Here is a 15,080-nt window from a genome sequence, read left to right as displayed (position 1 = left end):
GTCGTGATGAACACGCTCGACAGCACCGCTCGCATTCGGGCGCGCCGGCCCCGCATCGCGGTGCTCGGCGATTTCTTGCTCGATCGATGGTGGCACGGCACCGTCGACCGCGTCGCCCGCGAGGCTCCAGCGCCCGTCGTCGAACTCGCCGGCGCCCGAGACCTTCCCGGCGGCGCCGCGAACACGGCGCGCAATCTGGCCGCGCTCGGGGCGGACGTGCTGGCCTTCGGCGCCATCGGCGCGGACGAGCCCGGCGATCGCCTCCGCGAGGGCCTGCGCGACGCGCACGTCGACGTCTCCGCGCTGCAGTGCGTCGACGGAGCGCGCACCACGACGAAGGCGCGCGTGTCGGTCGCGGATCATGTGCTCCTCAGACTCGACGACACGCAGCGCGAACCGTGGCCGGAACGCGTGCGGCACCGGCTCGTTGCCGAGTTGCGCGAGGCGGTGACCCAGTGCGATGCACTCGTGATCTGCGACTACGGCGCGGCCCTGCTCGACGACGCGATGATCGCCGAACTCGCCGAGCTGCCGCGAGCGGCGCTCCTCATCATCGACGCGCACGACCCTGCGCGCTGGTCCGCGCTCCGGCCCGACGTGATCACCCCGAACGCCGGCGAGACCGAGCGGCTGCTCGGCAGGCCGCTGGGCTCGGGTGAGGCACGCGTCGGGGCGGCCATCGATGCGGGCGAGGCTCTCCGCAGCCGGAGCGGGGCCCGGTCGGTGGTGGTCACGCTCGACCGAACGGGCACCGTGCTGCTGACGGACGGCGCCCGGCCGCATCGAACGCGGGCCCACGCGGCCCCGGAGCAGCAAGCGTCGGGAGCGGGCGACGTGTTCGTCTCCGCCCTCGCCGTCGCACGCGCAGCTGATTGCGAGCTCTCCGCCGCCGTCGACCTCGCACAGCTCGCCGCAGACATCGCCGTCGAGCGCACGGGCACCTGCCGGTGCTCCCTCGACGAGCTCGAACTCCGTGCGACGGCCGCACCGGATCCGCAGATCTCCGTCGCAGAACTCGCACGGCGCCTGGACGCGCATCGCAACGCCGGAGCGCGCATCGTGTTCACGAACGGATGCTTCGACGTGCTCCACCGTGGGCACACGGCGTCGTTGAAGCAGGCCCGTCGTCTCGGCGATGTGCTCGTCGTCGCGTTGAACAGCGACGATTCCGCGCGGCGCGTGAAGGGCCCTGGGCGGCCGGTGAACGGCATCCGGGACCGGGCGAATGTGCTGTCAGAGCTGTCCTGCGTCGACTACGTCACGGTGTTCGACGATGAGACGGCGTGCGCGACCATCCGCGAGCTGCGTCCGGACGTGTACGCGAAAGGCGGCGATTACACTCCCGAGATGCTGGAGGAGGCCGCGGAGATGCGTCGCATGGGCGGGGAGGTCGTGATCCTCGATTACGTCCCCGATCATTCGACCACCGAACTCATCGACCGGCTGCGTACGACGGCCGAAGCATGACCATGTTGGAACGGAGGAATGCTGTGCACCGGAACGTGCAGACGCACCGGAGGCGCGCGCGCCTCAGCCGGCGCGGCGCTGCGCACTGGGCGCGCCCTGCGGCCCAGCCGACGATCGAGATCGACGTGCTGATCCCGACCGCCGATCGAGGGCCAGAGCTCGCCGTCACGCTCTCGGGGCTCGCGGCGCAGGACAACCCGGCGTTCCGCGTCGTCGTCAGCGACCAGTCCGAGGAGCCCGTCGAGCAGGTTCCCGCCGTGAGCGCGATGATCCGCGTGCTTCGGGCGCAGGGCCGCGCCGTCGAGGTGCACCGCCACCTGCCCCGCCGCGGGTTGGCGGAGCAGCGCGACTTCCTGCTGAGCTGCGCGGCCGCGCCGCGGGTGCTCTATCTCGACGATGACGTGTGGTTGGAGCCCGGCTCCCTGTCGAGACTCGACGCGTCCCTCTCGGAGCAGCGCTGCGGGTTCGTCGGGTACGCCGTGCAGGGGCTCTCGTTTCTCGACGACCCGAGGCCGGACGAGCTGAGCGCGTTCGAACCGTGGCCGCCTTCCGGCGTGCGCCCCGAGTACGTGCGCCCCGATACCCCGGAGCACGAGCGCTGGCCGCTGCACAACGCGGCGAATCTCGCTCATCTCGCGGCCCGTCTCGAACTGCAGGACGACGACCGCCTCGCCTACCGCGTGGCGTGGATCGGAGCGTGCGTGCTCTTCGATACCGCGGCCCTCCGAGCAGCCGGCGGCTTCTCCTTCTGGCGCGAGCTGCCCGAGCACCACGTGGGCGAGGACCGCGTGGCGCAATGGCGGGTCATGGAGCGTTGCGGCGGCGCCGGCATCCTGCCGAGCGGCGCGGTGCACCTCGAAGCGCCCACGTCCATCGTCGACCGCCGCATCGAGGCGAGCGACGAGCTGTTCCCGGAGTCGGGATCCTCCCGGCCCGAGCCCCAGAAGAAAGGAGACGACATGTCAGCATCGAACAACCCCATCGAGGTGCAGCGATCCCTCGGAGGAGTCGACTACCCCGCCGACCGGTCGGCACTCGTCGACGCAGCACGGAACTCCGGAGCATCGGATGAGGTGGTGCAGGCCCTCGAGGGTCTTCCCGACCAGACCTACGATTCGCCCACCGCGGTCAGCGAAGCGCTGAGCGAAGCGCTGAGCGACTGACGGCCTGTCCCGGCGGGCCCGCGCTCAGCGCGGCGCCCGGCGGGCCAGCAGGGCGAGCAGGCACTGCTCGTCGACGCTCAAGTGCGCCTGGGGCTTCATCTTCTCGCGGGCCGTTCGCAAGCGCTCCCGAGCTGCGGCGTCCTCCGCCAGCCCGAGCACTCTCGGGTCGATGTACGAGGATTTCGTGACCGCTGGAGTGTTGCCGAGCCGCTCCGCCGCGGCGCGGACCGCGTCCCTGACGGCAGCCGCAGCGCGCTTCTGAGTGCGAAACGCATCTTCGTCGTGCTCGAGGAGCGACGAGAGGGCCATCCGACTGCCGCCCCACGTGCGAAAATCCTTCGCCGTGAACTCTTCGCCCATCACGCGCTTCACATACGCGTTCACGTGCTTGCTCCGCACCTGGCGCGACACTCCCGTGTCTTCGAAGAAGCGGAAGACCTCGTCACCGGGAAGCTCTTCGAGCCGCGCGATCAGTCGCGCGATTCTCGGATCCGCCACTCGGCGCGCATGCCGTTTTCCGCTCTTGCCGACGAAATCGAACCGCACCGAGCTCCCGGTGGCCTCGATGTGCTCCTCCCGGAGCGTCGTCACGCCGTAACTGCCGTGCTTCGCTGCGTACTCCTCATTGCCGACGCGGAAGAACTCGAGGTCGATGAGCCGGATCACGCACGCGACGACGCGTTCTCTTCCGAGGCGTTTGCGACGCAGATCTCGGTCAACGCGGGCGCGCAGCTTCGGAAGAGCGGTGCCGAACCTGCCCAGGCGGGCGAACTTCTCCCGCTCGCGACGCTGTCGGAACCGCGGGTGGTAGATCATCTGCGTGCGCCCGGCAGCGTCGATGCCTCTGGCGAGCACCTTGGCGGACGGCCCGCGCGCGATGCGCACATCCGTCCACGCCGGAGGGATCGCGAGCGACTCGATCCGGGCGATCTCCTTCGCGGCGGTCACACGGCGACCGTCTCGCCGATAGACGAAGCCATCCCCGTCGACTTCCCGAGTGATCGGGCCCCCACGACCGCCGCGACGGCCCGATCCGCTCATCGGCGCTCCTGCACCCCGGATGCACGGTAGAGGTCGAGCAGCCCGGAGACGCCGCCCTCGCGAAAGCTCGCGAGCTGCCGCTGCGCCGGGCCGCCGAACGTGCGGAGATCGCCGAGATACTGCTCGACGCGCTGGGCGTCGCCGAAGCGCTCCAGCGATCGCTCGGCGAACCCGAACATCTCGTCGAGGACCGCGGCCGCCGGATGCGCGGTCCCGCGCACCGGGTCGATGATCGCGGAGGAGAGTCCATCCCGCGCGGCCATCCAGATCGCTCCGTTCACCAGACCGGGAGTGACGCGCTCCTCCTCGCGGCCGTGCTCCGCGTCGTCGAGGATGCGGTCGACGAGTCCTCGCACGAGCAGCGCGAACGAGACGGCTCCTTCCGGCTCGAGCTGCGCGTCGGCGATGCGCAGCTCGATCGTCGGGAATCGCTCCGAGAGACGCGCGACCCAGGTGACGATGCCCGGATCGATCAGAATGCCCGTGTCGACGAGGCTGGCGACCGTCCGCTCGTACTCAGCCCCCGACGAGAACTCCGGCGGGTACCCGGCGAGCGGCCACGCCATGCTCTTGATATGGCGCCAACTCGCGAGCCCCGTCTCCTCACCGCACCAGATGGGTGAGTTCGCCGAGATCGCGAGCAGTGCCGGAGCCCAGCGAGCCAGCCCCCGGAGGGCGGCTACGCCGGCGTCGCGCGACGGCACCGACACATGCACGTGCGTTCCGGTGACGTACTGATGCGCCGCAGCGGCCCGCAACTCGGATCTGATCTCGCGGTATCTGGCCTTCGGGGTGACCGAGCCCTCGTGCTCTCCCCCGACCGGTGGCAGGCCGGTGCCCGCGAGCACTGCCCCCACATCCGCCGCAGCAGCGCCCGCGATGGAGCGGAAGCTGCGCAGCGCCTCGTCGGCCTGGCGCGCTTCCGTGCAGACCGGTGACGCGGTTTCGAGTTGGCTGGAGAAGAACTCGCGGTCCGCCTCGCGGCGCAGCTCCGGCCGCCGCTCCACGATCTGCGCTGCGCGATCGATGGGGGCGCCCGTTTCGGCGTCGAGCAGGAGGAACTCCTCCTCGACGCCGAAGCTGCGGGTCTCGGTCTCGGCAGTTCCCACGCTCAGACGGCCTCTCCGGCGTCGAGGTCGGTCTCGGTGTCTTCCGCGCGACGCGCGGGAGAGGATGCGACATCCTCGCCGAGTTCTTCGAGCGCTTCTCGGGGATCGTCGGTCGTCACCTCCACCGCTTGCTCGTCATCTGCCGACACGAGCGGGCGATCCTCATCGCGGTGATCGGTCACCGTGAGGTCCTCGTCCCCGTCGATCTCATCCGTTGGCTCCCAGATTTCGGCCATGGCCGTCCCCTTCCTTCGGTGGTGCTGTGCTGCGGTGCGGGCTCAGACGGCGTTGCCGTCGCTCGGTCGAGCGACCGAGCCGCGCCACGCACCCGATTCGAATCCATTCGATTCGAGCAGACGGGCGAATTCCTTCAGGTCTTTGCCGACCTGAGCGTCGTCGAGCTGCAGTGCAGCGCCTGCGTGCTCGACGAAGCCCTCTGGCTCCCAGTCGAGCTGCAGACGCACTCGCGTCTTGTTCTCATCGAGTCGATGGAAGGTGACGACACCAGCGTGCGACGGTCCGGAGATGCTGTTCCACGCGACGCGCTCGTCCGGGACCTGCTCCGTGATCTTCGCGAGGAAGTCGCGTTCGACGCCTGCGACCTTGACGCGCCAGTTCAACGTGGTCTCGTCCACCTGCTTCACCTCTTCGACGCCGCCCATGAATGCCGGGAAGTCTTCGAACTGCGTCCACTGGTTGTAGACGGTGCGGATGGGAAGGTCGATATCGATGTCGCTGCTGACAGTATTCATCTCGGTGCACTCCTATCGTCGTGTCGAAGAACCGATCATGGTTGATCATCGATTCACTGACGAGCGTATTGCTCGGCGCCCGATGCTGTCAGCGGGGTTGATTTCGCAGGCGCCCATCAGTATTCGCACGCGCTCGGTCCGAGGCGAGCCGTACTCGCACGCGCTCGGCGAGAGGCGACTCAGTCGGAGCCGATGACGATGCCGGTGCGCAACTCGACGAGGCGCGCGAGCACCGCCGCGACGGCAGCCGGGTCTGGCACTCGGCCCGTGGCGGCCGTCTCCCCCTCGCCGACTTTGATGCCCAGATCGTCGGGACCGAGCACCGCGAACGCGTCTTCATCGGTGACGTCGTCGCCGATGAAGAGCACCGGCCCCGGCGGAAGCGCCTCGCGAATGGTCTGCAGCACCGTTCCCTTGTCGGAAGCGCGTACCGAGAACTCGCGGACCTGCTTGCCCTCACGCACGTGCAGCCCCTCCGCGACGCCGAATTCGACGGCCGCAGCGAGCAATTCGCGGCCGTACTCTGGGTCCGCGACTTCCCGCGTGTGCACGGCGACGCCGAACGGCTTGCGCTCGAGGCGCACGCCGGGCTCGGACCCGAGCACGCGCTCGAAACGCCGGGTGATGCGATCGAGTCGATCGGATTCCTCATCGGTCGGCTCCCCCGAGCCGTTCGTCCCGACGACTCCTGAGACATCGAATCCCGTGAGCTCAGAACCGTGGGACCCGGAGACGATCCACCCCTCGCTGCCGGTGCCGGTGTCGGCCAGCCCGCCCAGCGAGCGCCCGGTCAGCAGGGCCACGCGCACGCCGGGCGCAGCACTCAGCATCTCCAGCGCCTGCCGCGCCCTGGGCAGCATCCGCGCGTCCTGCGGCCGAGGCACGATCGGAGCGATCGTGCCGTCGAAGTCGGTCGCCACGAGCAGTGATGACGCCGTCGCGATGCGCCGGAGCCGGTCACCGACGCTGCGCGGGACGAACGCCTGCGGCACCAGCGAGACCGGTCCGGTCGCTCCCTCGGCCGTGCCATTCGCCTGCGCCGTCGCCCGGGTCTCGGAGATCGAGGTCATCGACCCGAGGAACGCGGAGGCCCAGTGCTCGACGTCGTTGTCGTGCACTGCGCGCCGCATCCCCTGCATGCGCCGGCGCTGCTCCTCCTGCGGCATGTGCGTCGCCCGGAGGAACGCGGCCTTCAAGCCCTCGATGTCGTGCGGATTCACGAGCAGCGCATCCTTCAGCTCATCGGCGGCGCCCGCGAACTCGCTCAGGACGAGCACGCCCTGCTCGTCCTCGCGACAGGCGACGTACTCCTTCGCCACGAGGTTCATCCCGTCGCGCAGCGGCGTGACGAGCAGCACGTCGGCCGCGAGATACAGCGCCACCATCTCCTCGCGGGAATACCCGCGATGCAGGTACACGAGCGGAGAGTGGCCGATCGTGCCCCGCTCGCCGTTCAGCCGGCCGACGGTGAGCTCGACCTCGTTGCGCAGCTGACGGTACGCGTCGACCTGCTCGCGGCTCGGGCTCGCCACCTGCACGAGCACGATGTTCGATGCATCGATCTCGTCGTCGGCGAGCAACTCGTCGAACGCCTTCAGGCGGTGACGAATGCCCTTCGTGTAGTCGAGCCGGTCGACGCCCAGCATCACCGTCTTCGGGTCGCCGAGTTCGGCCCTGATCTCGCGAGCGCGCTGCTGCGTCTCGGGGCGCCGCGCCACTTCGGCGAACGCCGCTGCATCGATCGAGATGGGGAACTCCTGCGCGAGCACCGTGCGCCCCGGGGCATCCGGCGTGGCCGGGAGCACCATCGTGTTGCCGAGCGCCTGGGTGTGCGTGTAGCGCTCGGCGATCGTGCGGAAGCTGATCGCGTCGGGAACGCGCTGGAAGCCGATGACGTCCGCCCCGAGCAGCCCTTGGATGATGCTGCGACGCCAGGGCAGCTGCTCGAAGAGCCCGCGCGGCGGGAAGGGGATGTGGAGGAAGAACCCGATCGTGAGATCGGGGCGCAGCTCCCGCAGCATGGCCGGTACGAGCTGCAGCTGGTAGTCGTGGATCCAGGCGACCGCTCCTTGAGCCGCGGTCTCGGCCACGCGTTCGGCGAAGCGTCGATTGACCTTGACGTACCGGTCCCACCAGTGACGGTGATACTCGGGCGGCGCGATCACGTCGTGGTACAGCGGCCACAGGGTGCCGTTCGAGAACCCCTCGTAGTAGCGCTCGACATCGTCGTGCGAGAGCTCGACGGGCTCGAGCCGCATGCGGCCGATCTCGAACGGCTCGATGTGCTCGTCCTCGCTCCCGGCCCAGCCGACCCAGACGCAGCCGAGCTGCTCCACGATCGGCTCGACGGCCGTCACGAGACCGCCCGGCGACGTGCGCCAGGACGTCGTCCCGTCTGCCGCCACCACCCGGTCAACGGGCAATCGGTTCGACACCATCACGAGCTCGCGCCCTCCGGTCAAATCCTGCATTCCGGTCATCGCACCTCCCAGCGGCTTCATCCGAAGTCTACTCAGCGCCCGCCGTGCGCGCTCCCCCTTGACGCGCGTTCCGCCGGCATGGAAACCGCCGACCCCGCGGGGCATTACAGTGGTCGGGTGAACCGCTCAGTGACTGACGACCGCGTCCGATACCGCGCCGATCCCTCGGTGCTCACCGCACTGCGGTCGCCGCGCCTGCTGACGCGGGAGGCCCTCGCCGGGTTGGTCGTCGCTCTCGCCCTGATCCCCGAGGCGATCGCCTTCTCGGTCATCGCCGGCGTCGACCCGAAGGTCGGCCTCTTCTCCTCGTTCATCATGGCCATCACCATCGCCTTCGTGGGCGGCCGGCCGGCGATGGTCACCGCAGCGACCGGGGCCGTGGCGCTCGTGATCGCTCCGGTGGCTCCCACCTACGGCATGGACATGTTCATCGCGACGGTCATCCTCGCCGGTGTCTTCCAGATCGTGCTCGCCGCCTGCGGCGTCGCGAAGCTCATGCGCTTCATTCCCCGCAGCGTGATGGTGGGGTTCGTGAACGCTCTGGCGATCCTCGTCTTCATGTCGCAGCTGCCCCACCTCATCGGCGTGCCGTGGCTCGTCTACCCGCTCGTCGTGCTCGGCATCGCGATCCTCGTCGTCTTCCCGAGGATCACGAAGGTCGTGCCGGCGCCGCTGATCGCGGTCATCGCCGTCACCGTCGTCGTCGTCTCCGCGCGCATCGCCGTCCCGACCGTCGGCGACCAGGGCGAACTGCCGCGGAGTCTCCCCGAGCTCTTCATCCCGGACGTTCCGCTGACGTGGGAGACCTTCACCATCATCGCCCCGTTCGCGTGCGCGATGGCGCTGGTCGGGCTGATGGAGTCTCTGATGACGGCGAAGCTCGTGGACGAGATCACCGATACCCACTCGAACAAGACGCGCGAGAGCTGGGGCCAGGGGGTCGCGAACATGATGTCGGGCATCTTCGGCGGCATGGGCGGCTGCGCCGTCATCGGGCAGACGATGATCAACGTCAAGGCATCGGGCGCGCGCACCCGCATCTCGACGTTCCTCGCCGGCGTCTTCCTGCTCGTGCTGATCGTGGCGCTCGGCGACATCGTCGCGCTGATTCCGATGGCCGCGCTCGTCGCCGTCATGATCATGGTCTCGATCGGCGCGTTCGACTGGCACTCGATCGCGCCGGCCACGCTGCGCCGTCTCCCGCGCAGCGAAACGCTCGTCATGGTCGCGACCGTCGCACTGGTGGTGGCGACGCACAACCTCGCGATCGGCGTGATCGGGGGCGTACTGATCGCCTCGGTGCTCTTCGCCCGCAGGGTCGCGCGCGTGGTCGACGTGCGCCGCGAGCTGCGCGACGAGCACGGTGTCGCCGGCGCGATCGCTCACTACACCGTCACGGGCGAGCTCTTCTTCGCATCGAGCAACGATCTGACCACGCTCTTCGAGTACCACAGCGACCCCCCGCGCGTCGTCATCGACCTGACCGCGGCGCATGTCTGGGATGCGTCGACGGTCGCCGCGCTCGACGCGATCGAGACCAAGTACGCGCAGTACGGGGCGGCCGTCGAGTTCGTCGGCATGAACCCAGACAGCCGCACCATGCACGAACGATTGACCGGAGAACTCGGCGGCAGCGTCTAGGCCGCTCCCCCGGCTCCCGCTGCCCGCGAGCCGAAATGCGCGCAACCCGGCAATTCCCGGGGTGGTGTGGCAAGCTGCCTGTCACTGGACTGAAGAGGGGCGGCCGCCATGTCGATGACCGAACTGTCGCACGAGCCGGTCCCGGCCGCACCCGCCCAGGCAGTGCCTCCGAGCGTACTCGCGCAGCGCATCGGCGATACGCTCGCGCAGGTCATCCAAGGTCAGCGAGGGATGATCGAGACGGTGGTCACGACCGTTTTCGCGGGCGGCCACCTCCTCCTCGAAGACGTTCCGGGAGTGGGCAAGACGACGCTCGCGACGGCCCTCGCACGATCCATCAGCGCCGATGCGCGCCGCATCCAGTTCACATCGGACATGCTCCCGACCGACGTGACCGGCCTCTCGGTGTACGACCAGGAGAGCCGTCGCTTCCAGTTCCACCCCGGGCCGATCTTCGCGAACATCGTGATCGGCGACGAGGTGAACCGGGCCACGCCGAAAACGCAGTCCGCGCTGCTCGAAGCCATGGAGGAGCGGTCGGTGACGGTCGACGGCAGCACCCACCGCCTCCCCGACCTCTTCGTCGTCGTCGCGACGCAGAACCCGCAGGACATGGAGGGGACCTTCGCGCTCCCGGAGGCGCAACGCGACCGTTTCATGACGCGCATCTCGCTCGGGTACCCCGATCCCGCGTCCGAGCTGCGCATGCTGCTCGCGAAGTCGGATCAGGATCGCCGCGACGTCGTCCCGCCCATCGCATCGGTGGAGGAGGTGCGAGCCGCGCAGCGCGCGGTCGCCAGCGTGCACCTCTCCGCGGAGGTCGGAGCCTACATCGTCGACCTCATCAATGCGACGCGCGGCCACGGCGGCGTCGCGCTCGGCGCCAGCCCGCGCGCCTCCGTGCACCTGAGCCGGATGAGCCGGGCGAGGGCAGCCGTGCTCGGGCGCGACTTCGTGTCACCCGACGATGTCGCCGCCCTCGCGACGACGGTGCTCTCGCACCGCCTCGTGCCGCGCGGCAGGTTCGCCCGCGCCGACGAGGCCGCACTGGCCGCGACCGAGATCGTCGAGGAGATCGTCGCTCGAACCCCGCTCCGGTGATGCGCGACAGCCGCGCGGAATCCCCGGGCTGGTCGGCAACGCTGACGCCTCGCGGCTGGGGGTGCGCACTCGGCGCTGGTCTGCTCGGGGCGAGCTGGTACGCGATCGGCCTGCGCGATGTCTGGTACCTCGCCTGGTTGCTCGCAGCACTCGTCGTCGTCGCACTCGCCTGCGCCCTGGTCAGCGGTCTGCTCGCTCGCTTCGACGTGCGGGTTCGACTCGACGAGCCCGCACCGTTCGTCGGCTCGATCGTGGTGTGCACGGCCACCGTCTCCCACCGGCTGCCGTGGACGGCGCCGGGTCGCCTCGTGTGGGATGCGGCCGGCCGGCAGGCTTCCATGCCACTGCGGTGGGTGCGAGGATCCGATGCCGTCGGCGTCTTCGACTGGCACGCGAGCGCGCGAGGGCCGCAGGAGGTGCGCGTGACCGCCGTCGGCATCGTGGACCCCCTGGGCCTCGTGCGATTCGACGCGCAGACGCACGCCGTCGCCCCGGCGACCGTCCTTCCCCGCGCCCTCCCGGGGCTCTCCGAGCTGCTCGAAGCCGAGGTGACCGCGTCGTTCGGCGGTGATGCGGGAACCGCGGCGAACGGCATCGGCGACGGGGGCATCGGCGGAGGCGCGCTCCGCGAGTACCGTCGTGGTGACGCCTCCCGGCAGATCAACTGGAAGCAGAGCGCCAGGCAGGGCGAGTGGCTCGTGAACCTCCCTGAGCCTGCGACACGCTCCGAGCGGGCGCTCCGCGTCGACTGCGACGCCGACGCCTACCGATCGGATGCAGAGTTCGAGGTCGCCGTCTCGGCTGCCGCCGCGATCGTCATCCACTGGGCGCGCTCCGGCCACGTCGTCGAGGTGCGGTGCGCGGGGCAGCCTGCCGCGATCAGCGGAGACGTCGACGTGCTGCTGCGAGCGCTCGCAGCAGCACGGTGCGAGGCCGACGACGACGCGGACGAGGCGACGGCGGAGCTGCTCCCCGGGATCGTGGTCACCGGGATCGTGCACCGCCGGCTCATGCGCGCTCTCGAGATGTCTGGGGCCGGCGGCACGCTCATCACAGTGGGGGCCGCGCAGGGCGCGCTGCCCGGCGCCTGGCGAGCGCTTCCGGTGCGGGAGCCGTCATGAGTGCGCTGCGGCGCGCGGGCCGCGGGCCGGCCGCAACCGGGCGGAGTGCGGCCCCGCCTGGCACGGTCGCGGCAGACGATCGCATGTCGCCGCCTCGGTTGTGGATCGCCGGAGGCCTGCTGCTGCTGCTCTGGATCGTAGCGCTGTCGGCGCTCACCCGCGTGTTCGTCTGGGGATCCTGGTGGCCGTCCGCCGTCGGCATCATCGGAGCGACCATCGCGGCCGCCTGCGCCGTGCGGGCCGGGCGGCCGAAGCGCGGCGCTCTGGCTGGCATGACCGGCTTCGCAGCCGGCCTTGGAGTATGGGCCGCGCTCCTCGTCACCAGCGGCCGGGCCGTCGACTGGTGGATCGAACCTGCCGCGGTCTTCGAGCAGGTGCAGGTACGCATCGTCGGAGGTTCGGCGCCGCTCGTCGTTTCCGGACCGCTGACCGAGCTGCTCCTCGCGACCGTGCTGCTCGTCGCAGGGGCGACGACCCTGCTGCTCGTACTGACCGAATCTCCGCTGCTCGCCGGAGCACTCGTCGCACTCGTGCTCCTCGTCCCGGCAGCCGTCACCGGAGTCTCGATCGGCATCACCGCGTGGAGCGCGTCGCTCCTGATGCTGGGCCTCCTCGCGTGGGTCGGCTCTGGATCACCGAGGTGGCACGGCATCGGAGCCGGCCTCCTCGCGGGAGCGCTCGCCGTCGGCGCGATGGCCATCACCCCCGCGACGCAGGACCGCGTGTGGAACGACTCGCTCTTCCCCTCACCCGTGTCGCGAACGGTTCCCGACGTGACGCTCGCGCTGGCGGAGGATCTCCAGGAGCGCAGCAGCGCCGCAGCGTTCAGTTTCACGAGCTCGGCTCCTGGGCCGCTGCGGTTCACGCTCGCGACGCTCGCAGAGTTCGACGGCGGGCAGTGGCGACCCCAGCAGGAACTCGCGGCGAATCGCGCCGACGTGAGCGAGGAGCGGTCACCGGCGCAGCTGCCGCCGACCGCTACGGATTCGGCACCGCCCGCGCCCGCGCGCACGGTGACCATCACCATCGACGGGCTGCTGAGTTCGTGGCTCCCGCTGCCGCAATCCACCACCGTCGTGCATCCGAGCCGTGACGGAGACGAGTTCCAGGCCGAGCGGTGGTGGTGGTCGGCGGCGTCCAACACGGCGCAGACCGAACGCGATATCACCCGGCGCGGGTACCGCTACACCGCCGAGGCCGCTCCCCTCGACGCGGGCCAGTTGCCGGCGGACGGGCTCGCCTCGATGCCGGAGAGCGCAACCGCCCTGATCCGGGACCCGGAGGCCGGCGCACCGATCACCCCCTACCTCGCACTTCCCGATGGGATTCCCGATGCGGTGTCCTCGGCGGCCGCTGATGTGGCCGCCGGGCGAACGAGCCGGATCGCGGTCGGCCGGGCGCTTCAGGACTGGTTCCGCAGCGGAGCGTTCAGCTACGACGAGGCCGCGCCGTATCAGCCGGGCGCCGACCCCGACGATCCCTATGCCGTCATGACGGAGTTTCTGGAGACGCGACAGGGCTTCTGCGTGCACTACGCCGCGACCTTCGCCGTCATGGCTCGAGAGCTCGGCGTACCGACCCGCGTGGCCGTGGGGTACGCGAGCCGCGCGGAGGCCGACGAGACGACGGTCGTGCTGGGGCGCGAACTGCATGCCTGGCCGGAGATCTACGTCGATGACCTCGGTTGGGTGGCCTTCGAACCGACACCGGGCGGAGCGGGGGCACTGGCGGACGGAGACGGGGCGTCGGGCGCGGATCCGAGTGACGCGCCGGACCCGACCTCCGCACCGGCGGACCAGCCGACGGATCTCACCCAACCGACCGAGGATACCCCGGATGCTCCCGCGGAGGCGACCGCAGCTGGCGCCGAAACCGACAGCAGCCCTTCGGCGCCGGCGACGCTGCCGAGCATGCTCGCGACCGCAGCCGGAGCACTGCTGCTCCTCGGTGCGGCACTGAGCGTTCCCGCCGCTCGACGGGGCCGGCGCAGACGACGCCGAGTGCGCGCGATGCGCAGCGCCACTGCTCCGGCGTCAGCTGCATGGGAGGAGTTGCGCGATACGGCCTCCGATCTCGGCTTCGACGCGGTCGACGGGGCTGCTGCCCCGCGCGCGCAGACCTCGGACGCCCTGCTCGAGCACTGGGAGCGCGCGGGGGTACTCACCGGAGCGCCGGCTCTCGCGGCGCGCAGGATCGCCGCAGCGATGTCGGCCGAGCGCTATGGCGCGGGTTCTCCCAGAGGCGAAGCTCCGAGCGACGGCGCGGATGTCTCGGATGTCTCGGACGTCTCGGATGTCTCGGATGACGCGGATGACGCGGATGACTCCGGTCGTGAATCCGACCGCCGCTCCGATATGGAACGCGATCTCGACGCGACCGTCACGGCGTTGCGCGACGGGGCCGGCCCCGCGCGCCGCGCCAGGGCCCGTTGGATGCCGCGGTCGGTGCTGCGCGGGCGACTCGGTGCGCCCGCCTCGACAGCAGCGGCACCAGCACGCTGATTCGCAGCCCTAGGGTGTGCAGGCGACGCAGCGCTCGCGAAACGGGCGCACCTCGAGCTGGCCGACGGGAATCGGCTCTCCGCACTGCGCGCACACGCCGTACGTGCCAGCGTCGAGCCGCCGCAGCGCGTCCGCGGCTTGTCGGGCGTCGTCGCGAGCGGAGTCGAGCAGGCCGGCGAGTAGCGACCATCTCGCCGACAACGGCTCGCCGTCGGGATCGTGCTCGTCGTCGTCCACCGCGCTTCGTCGAGCGCTCGTCAACGCGGCGATGTCGTGCTCCAGCTTCGACACGCGCGCGCCGATGCGATCCTGCTCGGAGACGAGCAGCGCCCGAACACGGTCTGCGTGCTCCATGTGCGCTCCTCCCGCCGCTGCCCCGATGGGCCTCAGCATACGACAACGGCCCGGAACCCCGTTGATTTCTCAACGCAGTTCCGGGCCGTTTCCGTCGGGATGACAGGATTTGAACCTGCGACCCCGTCGTCCCGAACGACGTGCGCTACCAAGCTGCGCCACATCCCGATTGCGTGTTTCACGCAAGGAATACTCTAGCGGTTTCCCTGCGAATCACGAAAACGGGGGCGCTCCGGACGTGTCGCCCCTCCCTCCCCTCTGCGAGCGGGGTCACTTTCGGAGCGTGTCGAGCCTCATCGATGAGCAACACGCTCCTGAAGTGACCCCGCTCCGAGAAGTGGGCGTGCGGC

At 70.1% G+C, this 15,080-nt stretch carries 12 protein-coding genes and 1 tRNA gene; 6 read left to right on the top strand and 7 right to left on the bottom strand.

Annotation, left to right across the window (positions count from 1 at the left end):
• Positions 1-6 precede the first annotated feature (6 nt).
• Positions 7-1,467, top strand: coding sequence for a PfkB family carbohydrate kinase (locus tag ABFX18_RS01255; protein WP_346057105.1), 1,461 nt, complete (start codon positions 7-9; stop codon positions 1,465-1,467).
• Between the two features lie 23 nt (positions 1,468-1,490).
• Positions 1,491-2,630: a DUF2795 domain-containing protein gene (locus ABFX18_RS01250; RefSeq protein ID WP_346057104.1), complete on the top strand. Its 1,140-nt coding sequence runs from the start codon at positions 1,491-1,493 to the stop codon at positions 2,628-2,630.
• A 24-nt stretch (positions 2,631-2,654) separates the two neighbouring features.
• Here the strand turns inward: ABFX18_RS01250 and ABFX18_RS01245 are convergent, their stop codons facing one another.
• From ABFX18_RS01245 to ABFX18_RS01225, 5 genes are all read right to left on the bottom strand, one after another.
• On the bottom strand, positions 2,655-3,671 hold the full coding sequence (locus tag ABFX18_RS01245) for a DNA topoisomerase IB (RefSeq protein ID WP_200331418.1): 1,017 nt from the start codon (positions 3,669-3,671) through the stop codon (positions 2,655-2,657).
• A complete protein-coding gene (locus tag ABFX18_RS01240; RefSeq protein ID WP_346057103.1) occupies positions 3,668-4,780 on the bottom strand; it encodes a carboxylate-amine ligase in 1,113 nt (370 codons plus the stop codon). Before ABFX18_RS01240 ends, ABFX18_RS01245 begins: the two co-directional genes overlap by 4 nt.
• Positions 4,781-4,782: 2 nt before the next feature.
• Entirely contained in the window at positions 4,783-5,016 is a 234-nt protein-coding gene (locus tag ABFX18_RS01235) for a hypothetical protein (protein ID WP_090150742.1), read from the bottom strand.
• 42 nt (positions 5,017-5,058) lie between these two features.
• Complete coding sequence (locus tag ABFX18_RS01230) at positions 5,059-5,532, bottom strand: SRPBCC family protein (protein WP_346057102.1); 474 nt, start codon at positions 5,530-5,532, stop codon at positions 5,059-5,061.
• 179 nt (positions 5,533-5,711) lie between these two features.
• Positions 5,712-8,012 (bottom strand): bifunctional alpha,alpha-trehalose-phosphate synthase (UDP-forming)/trehalose-phosphatase, encoded by a 2,301-nt coding sequence (locus ABFX18_RS01225; RefSeq protein ID WP_090150749.1) that lies wholly within the window; start codon positions 8,010-8,012, stop codon positions 5,712-5,714.
• 78 nt (positions 8,013-8,090) lie between these two features.
• Here ABFX18_RS01225 and ABFX18_RS01220 point away from each other — a divergent pair, with 78 nt between their 5' ends.
• From ABFX18_RS01220 to ABFX18_RS01205, 4 genes are all read left to right on the top strand, one after another.
• Positions 8,091-9,653, top strand: coding sequence for a SulP family inorganic anion transporter (locus tag ABFX18_RS01220; protein WP_200331414.1), 1,563 nt, complete (start codon positions 8,091-8,093; stop codon positions 9,651-9,653).
• A gap of 108 nt (positions 9,654-9,761) precedes the next feature.
• On the top strand, positions 9,762-10,754 hold the full coding sequence (locus tag ABFX18_RS01215; protein ID WP_346057101.1) for an AAA family ATPase: 993 nt from the start codon (positions 9,762-9,764) through the stop codon (positions 10,752-10,754).
• Entirely contained in the window at positions 10,754-11,875 is a 1,122-nt protein-coding gene (locus ABFX18_RS01210) for a DUF58 domain-containing protein (protein ID WP_346057100.1), read from the top strand. The genes ABFX18_RS01215 and ABFX18_RS01210 overlap by 1 nt, the downstream gene beginning before the upstream one ends.
• Positions 11,872-14,376 carry a transglutaminase TgpA family protein gene (locus tag ABFX18_RS01205; protein ID WP_346057099.1) on the top strand — a complete coding sequence of 835 codons (2,505 nt, stop codon included), beginning with the start codon at positions 11,872-11,874 and terminating at the stop codon, positions 14,374-14,376. Before ABFX18_RS01210 ends, ABFX18_RS01205 begins: the two co-directional genes overlap by 4 nt.
• A gap of 9 nt (positions 14,377-14,385) precedes the next feature.
• Here the strand turns inward: ABFX18_RS01205 and ABFX18_RS01200 are convergent, their stop codons facing one another.
• Both ABFX18_RS01200 and ABFX18_RS01195 read right to left on the bottom strand, forming a co-directional pair.
• Positions 14,386-14,730, bottom strand: a complete 345-nt coding sequence (locus tag ABFX18_RS01200; protein WP_211648813.1) for a TraR/DksA family transcriptional regulator — start codon at positions 14,728-14,730, stop codon at positions 14,386-14,388.
• A 94-nt stretch (positions 14,731-14,824) separates the two neighbouring features.
• Positions 14,825-14,898, bottom strand: a tRNA-Pro gene (locus ABFX18_RS01195).
• Positions 14,899-15,080 lie beyond the last annotated feature (182 nt).

It is taken from the genome of Leucobacter alluvii, from assembly GCF_039530485.1.
In the GTDB taxonomy this organism is placed as follows: domain Bacteria; phylum Actinomycetota; class Actinomycetes; order Actinomycetales; family Microbacteriaceae; genus Leucobacter; species Leucobacter alluvii.
This window is presented reverse-complemented; position numbering and strand designations above follow the sequence as displayed.

Excerpts from the sequence above, each read along its gene's own strand:
- ABFX18_RS01255 (WP_346057105.1), top strand. The coding sequence starts at position 7 with ATGAACACGCTCGACAGCACCGCTCGCATTCGGGCGCGCCGGCCCCGC.
- ABFX18_RS01245 (WP_200331418.1), bottom strand. The coding sequence starts at position 3,671 with ATGAGCGGATCGGGCCGTCGCGGCGGTCGTGGGGGCCCGATCACTCGG.
- ABFX18_RS01235 (WP_090150742.1), bottom strand. The coding sequence starts at position 5,016 with ATGGCCGAAATCTGGGAGCCAACGGATGAGATCGACGGGGACGAGGAC.
- ABFX18_RS01230 (WP_346057102.1), bottom strand. The coding sequence starts at position 5,532 with ATGAATACTGTCAGCAGCGACATCGATATCGACCTTCCCATCCGCACC.
- ABFX18_RS01225 (WP_090150749.1), bottom strand. The coding sequence starts at position 8,012 with ATGACCGGAATGCAGGATTTGACCGGAGGGCGCGAGCTCGTGATGGTG.
- ABFX18_RS01220 (WP_200331414.1), top strand. The coding sequence starts at position 8,091 with ATGGAAACCGCCGACCCCGCGGGGCATTACAGTGGTCGGGTGAACCGC.
- ABFX18_RS01215 (WP_346057101.1), top strand. The coding sequence starts at position 9,762 with ATGTCGATGACCGAACTGTCGCACGAGCCGGTCCCGGCCGCACCCGCC.
- ABFX18_RS01210 (WP_346057100.1), top strand. The coding sequence starts at position 10,754 with ATGCGCGACAGCCGCGCGGAATCCCCGGGCTGGTCGGCAACGCTGACG.
- ABFX18_RS01205 (WP_346057099.1), top strand. The coding sequence starts at position 11,872 with ATGAGTGCGCTGCGGCGCGCGGGCCGCGGGCCGGCCGCAACCGGGCGG.
- ABFX18_RS01200 (WP_211648813.1), bottom strand. The coding sequence starts at position 14,730 with ATGGAGCACGCAGACCGTGTTCGGGCGCTGCTCGTCTCCGAGCAGGAT.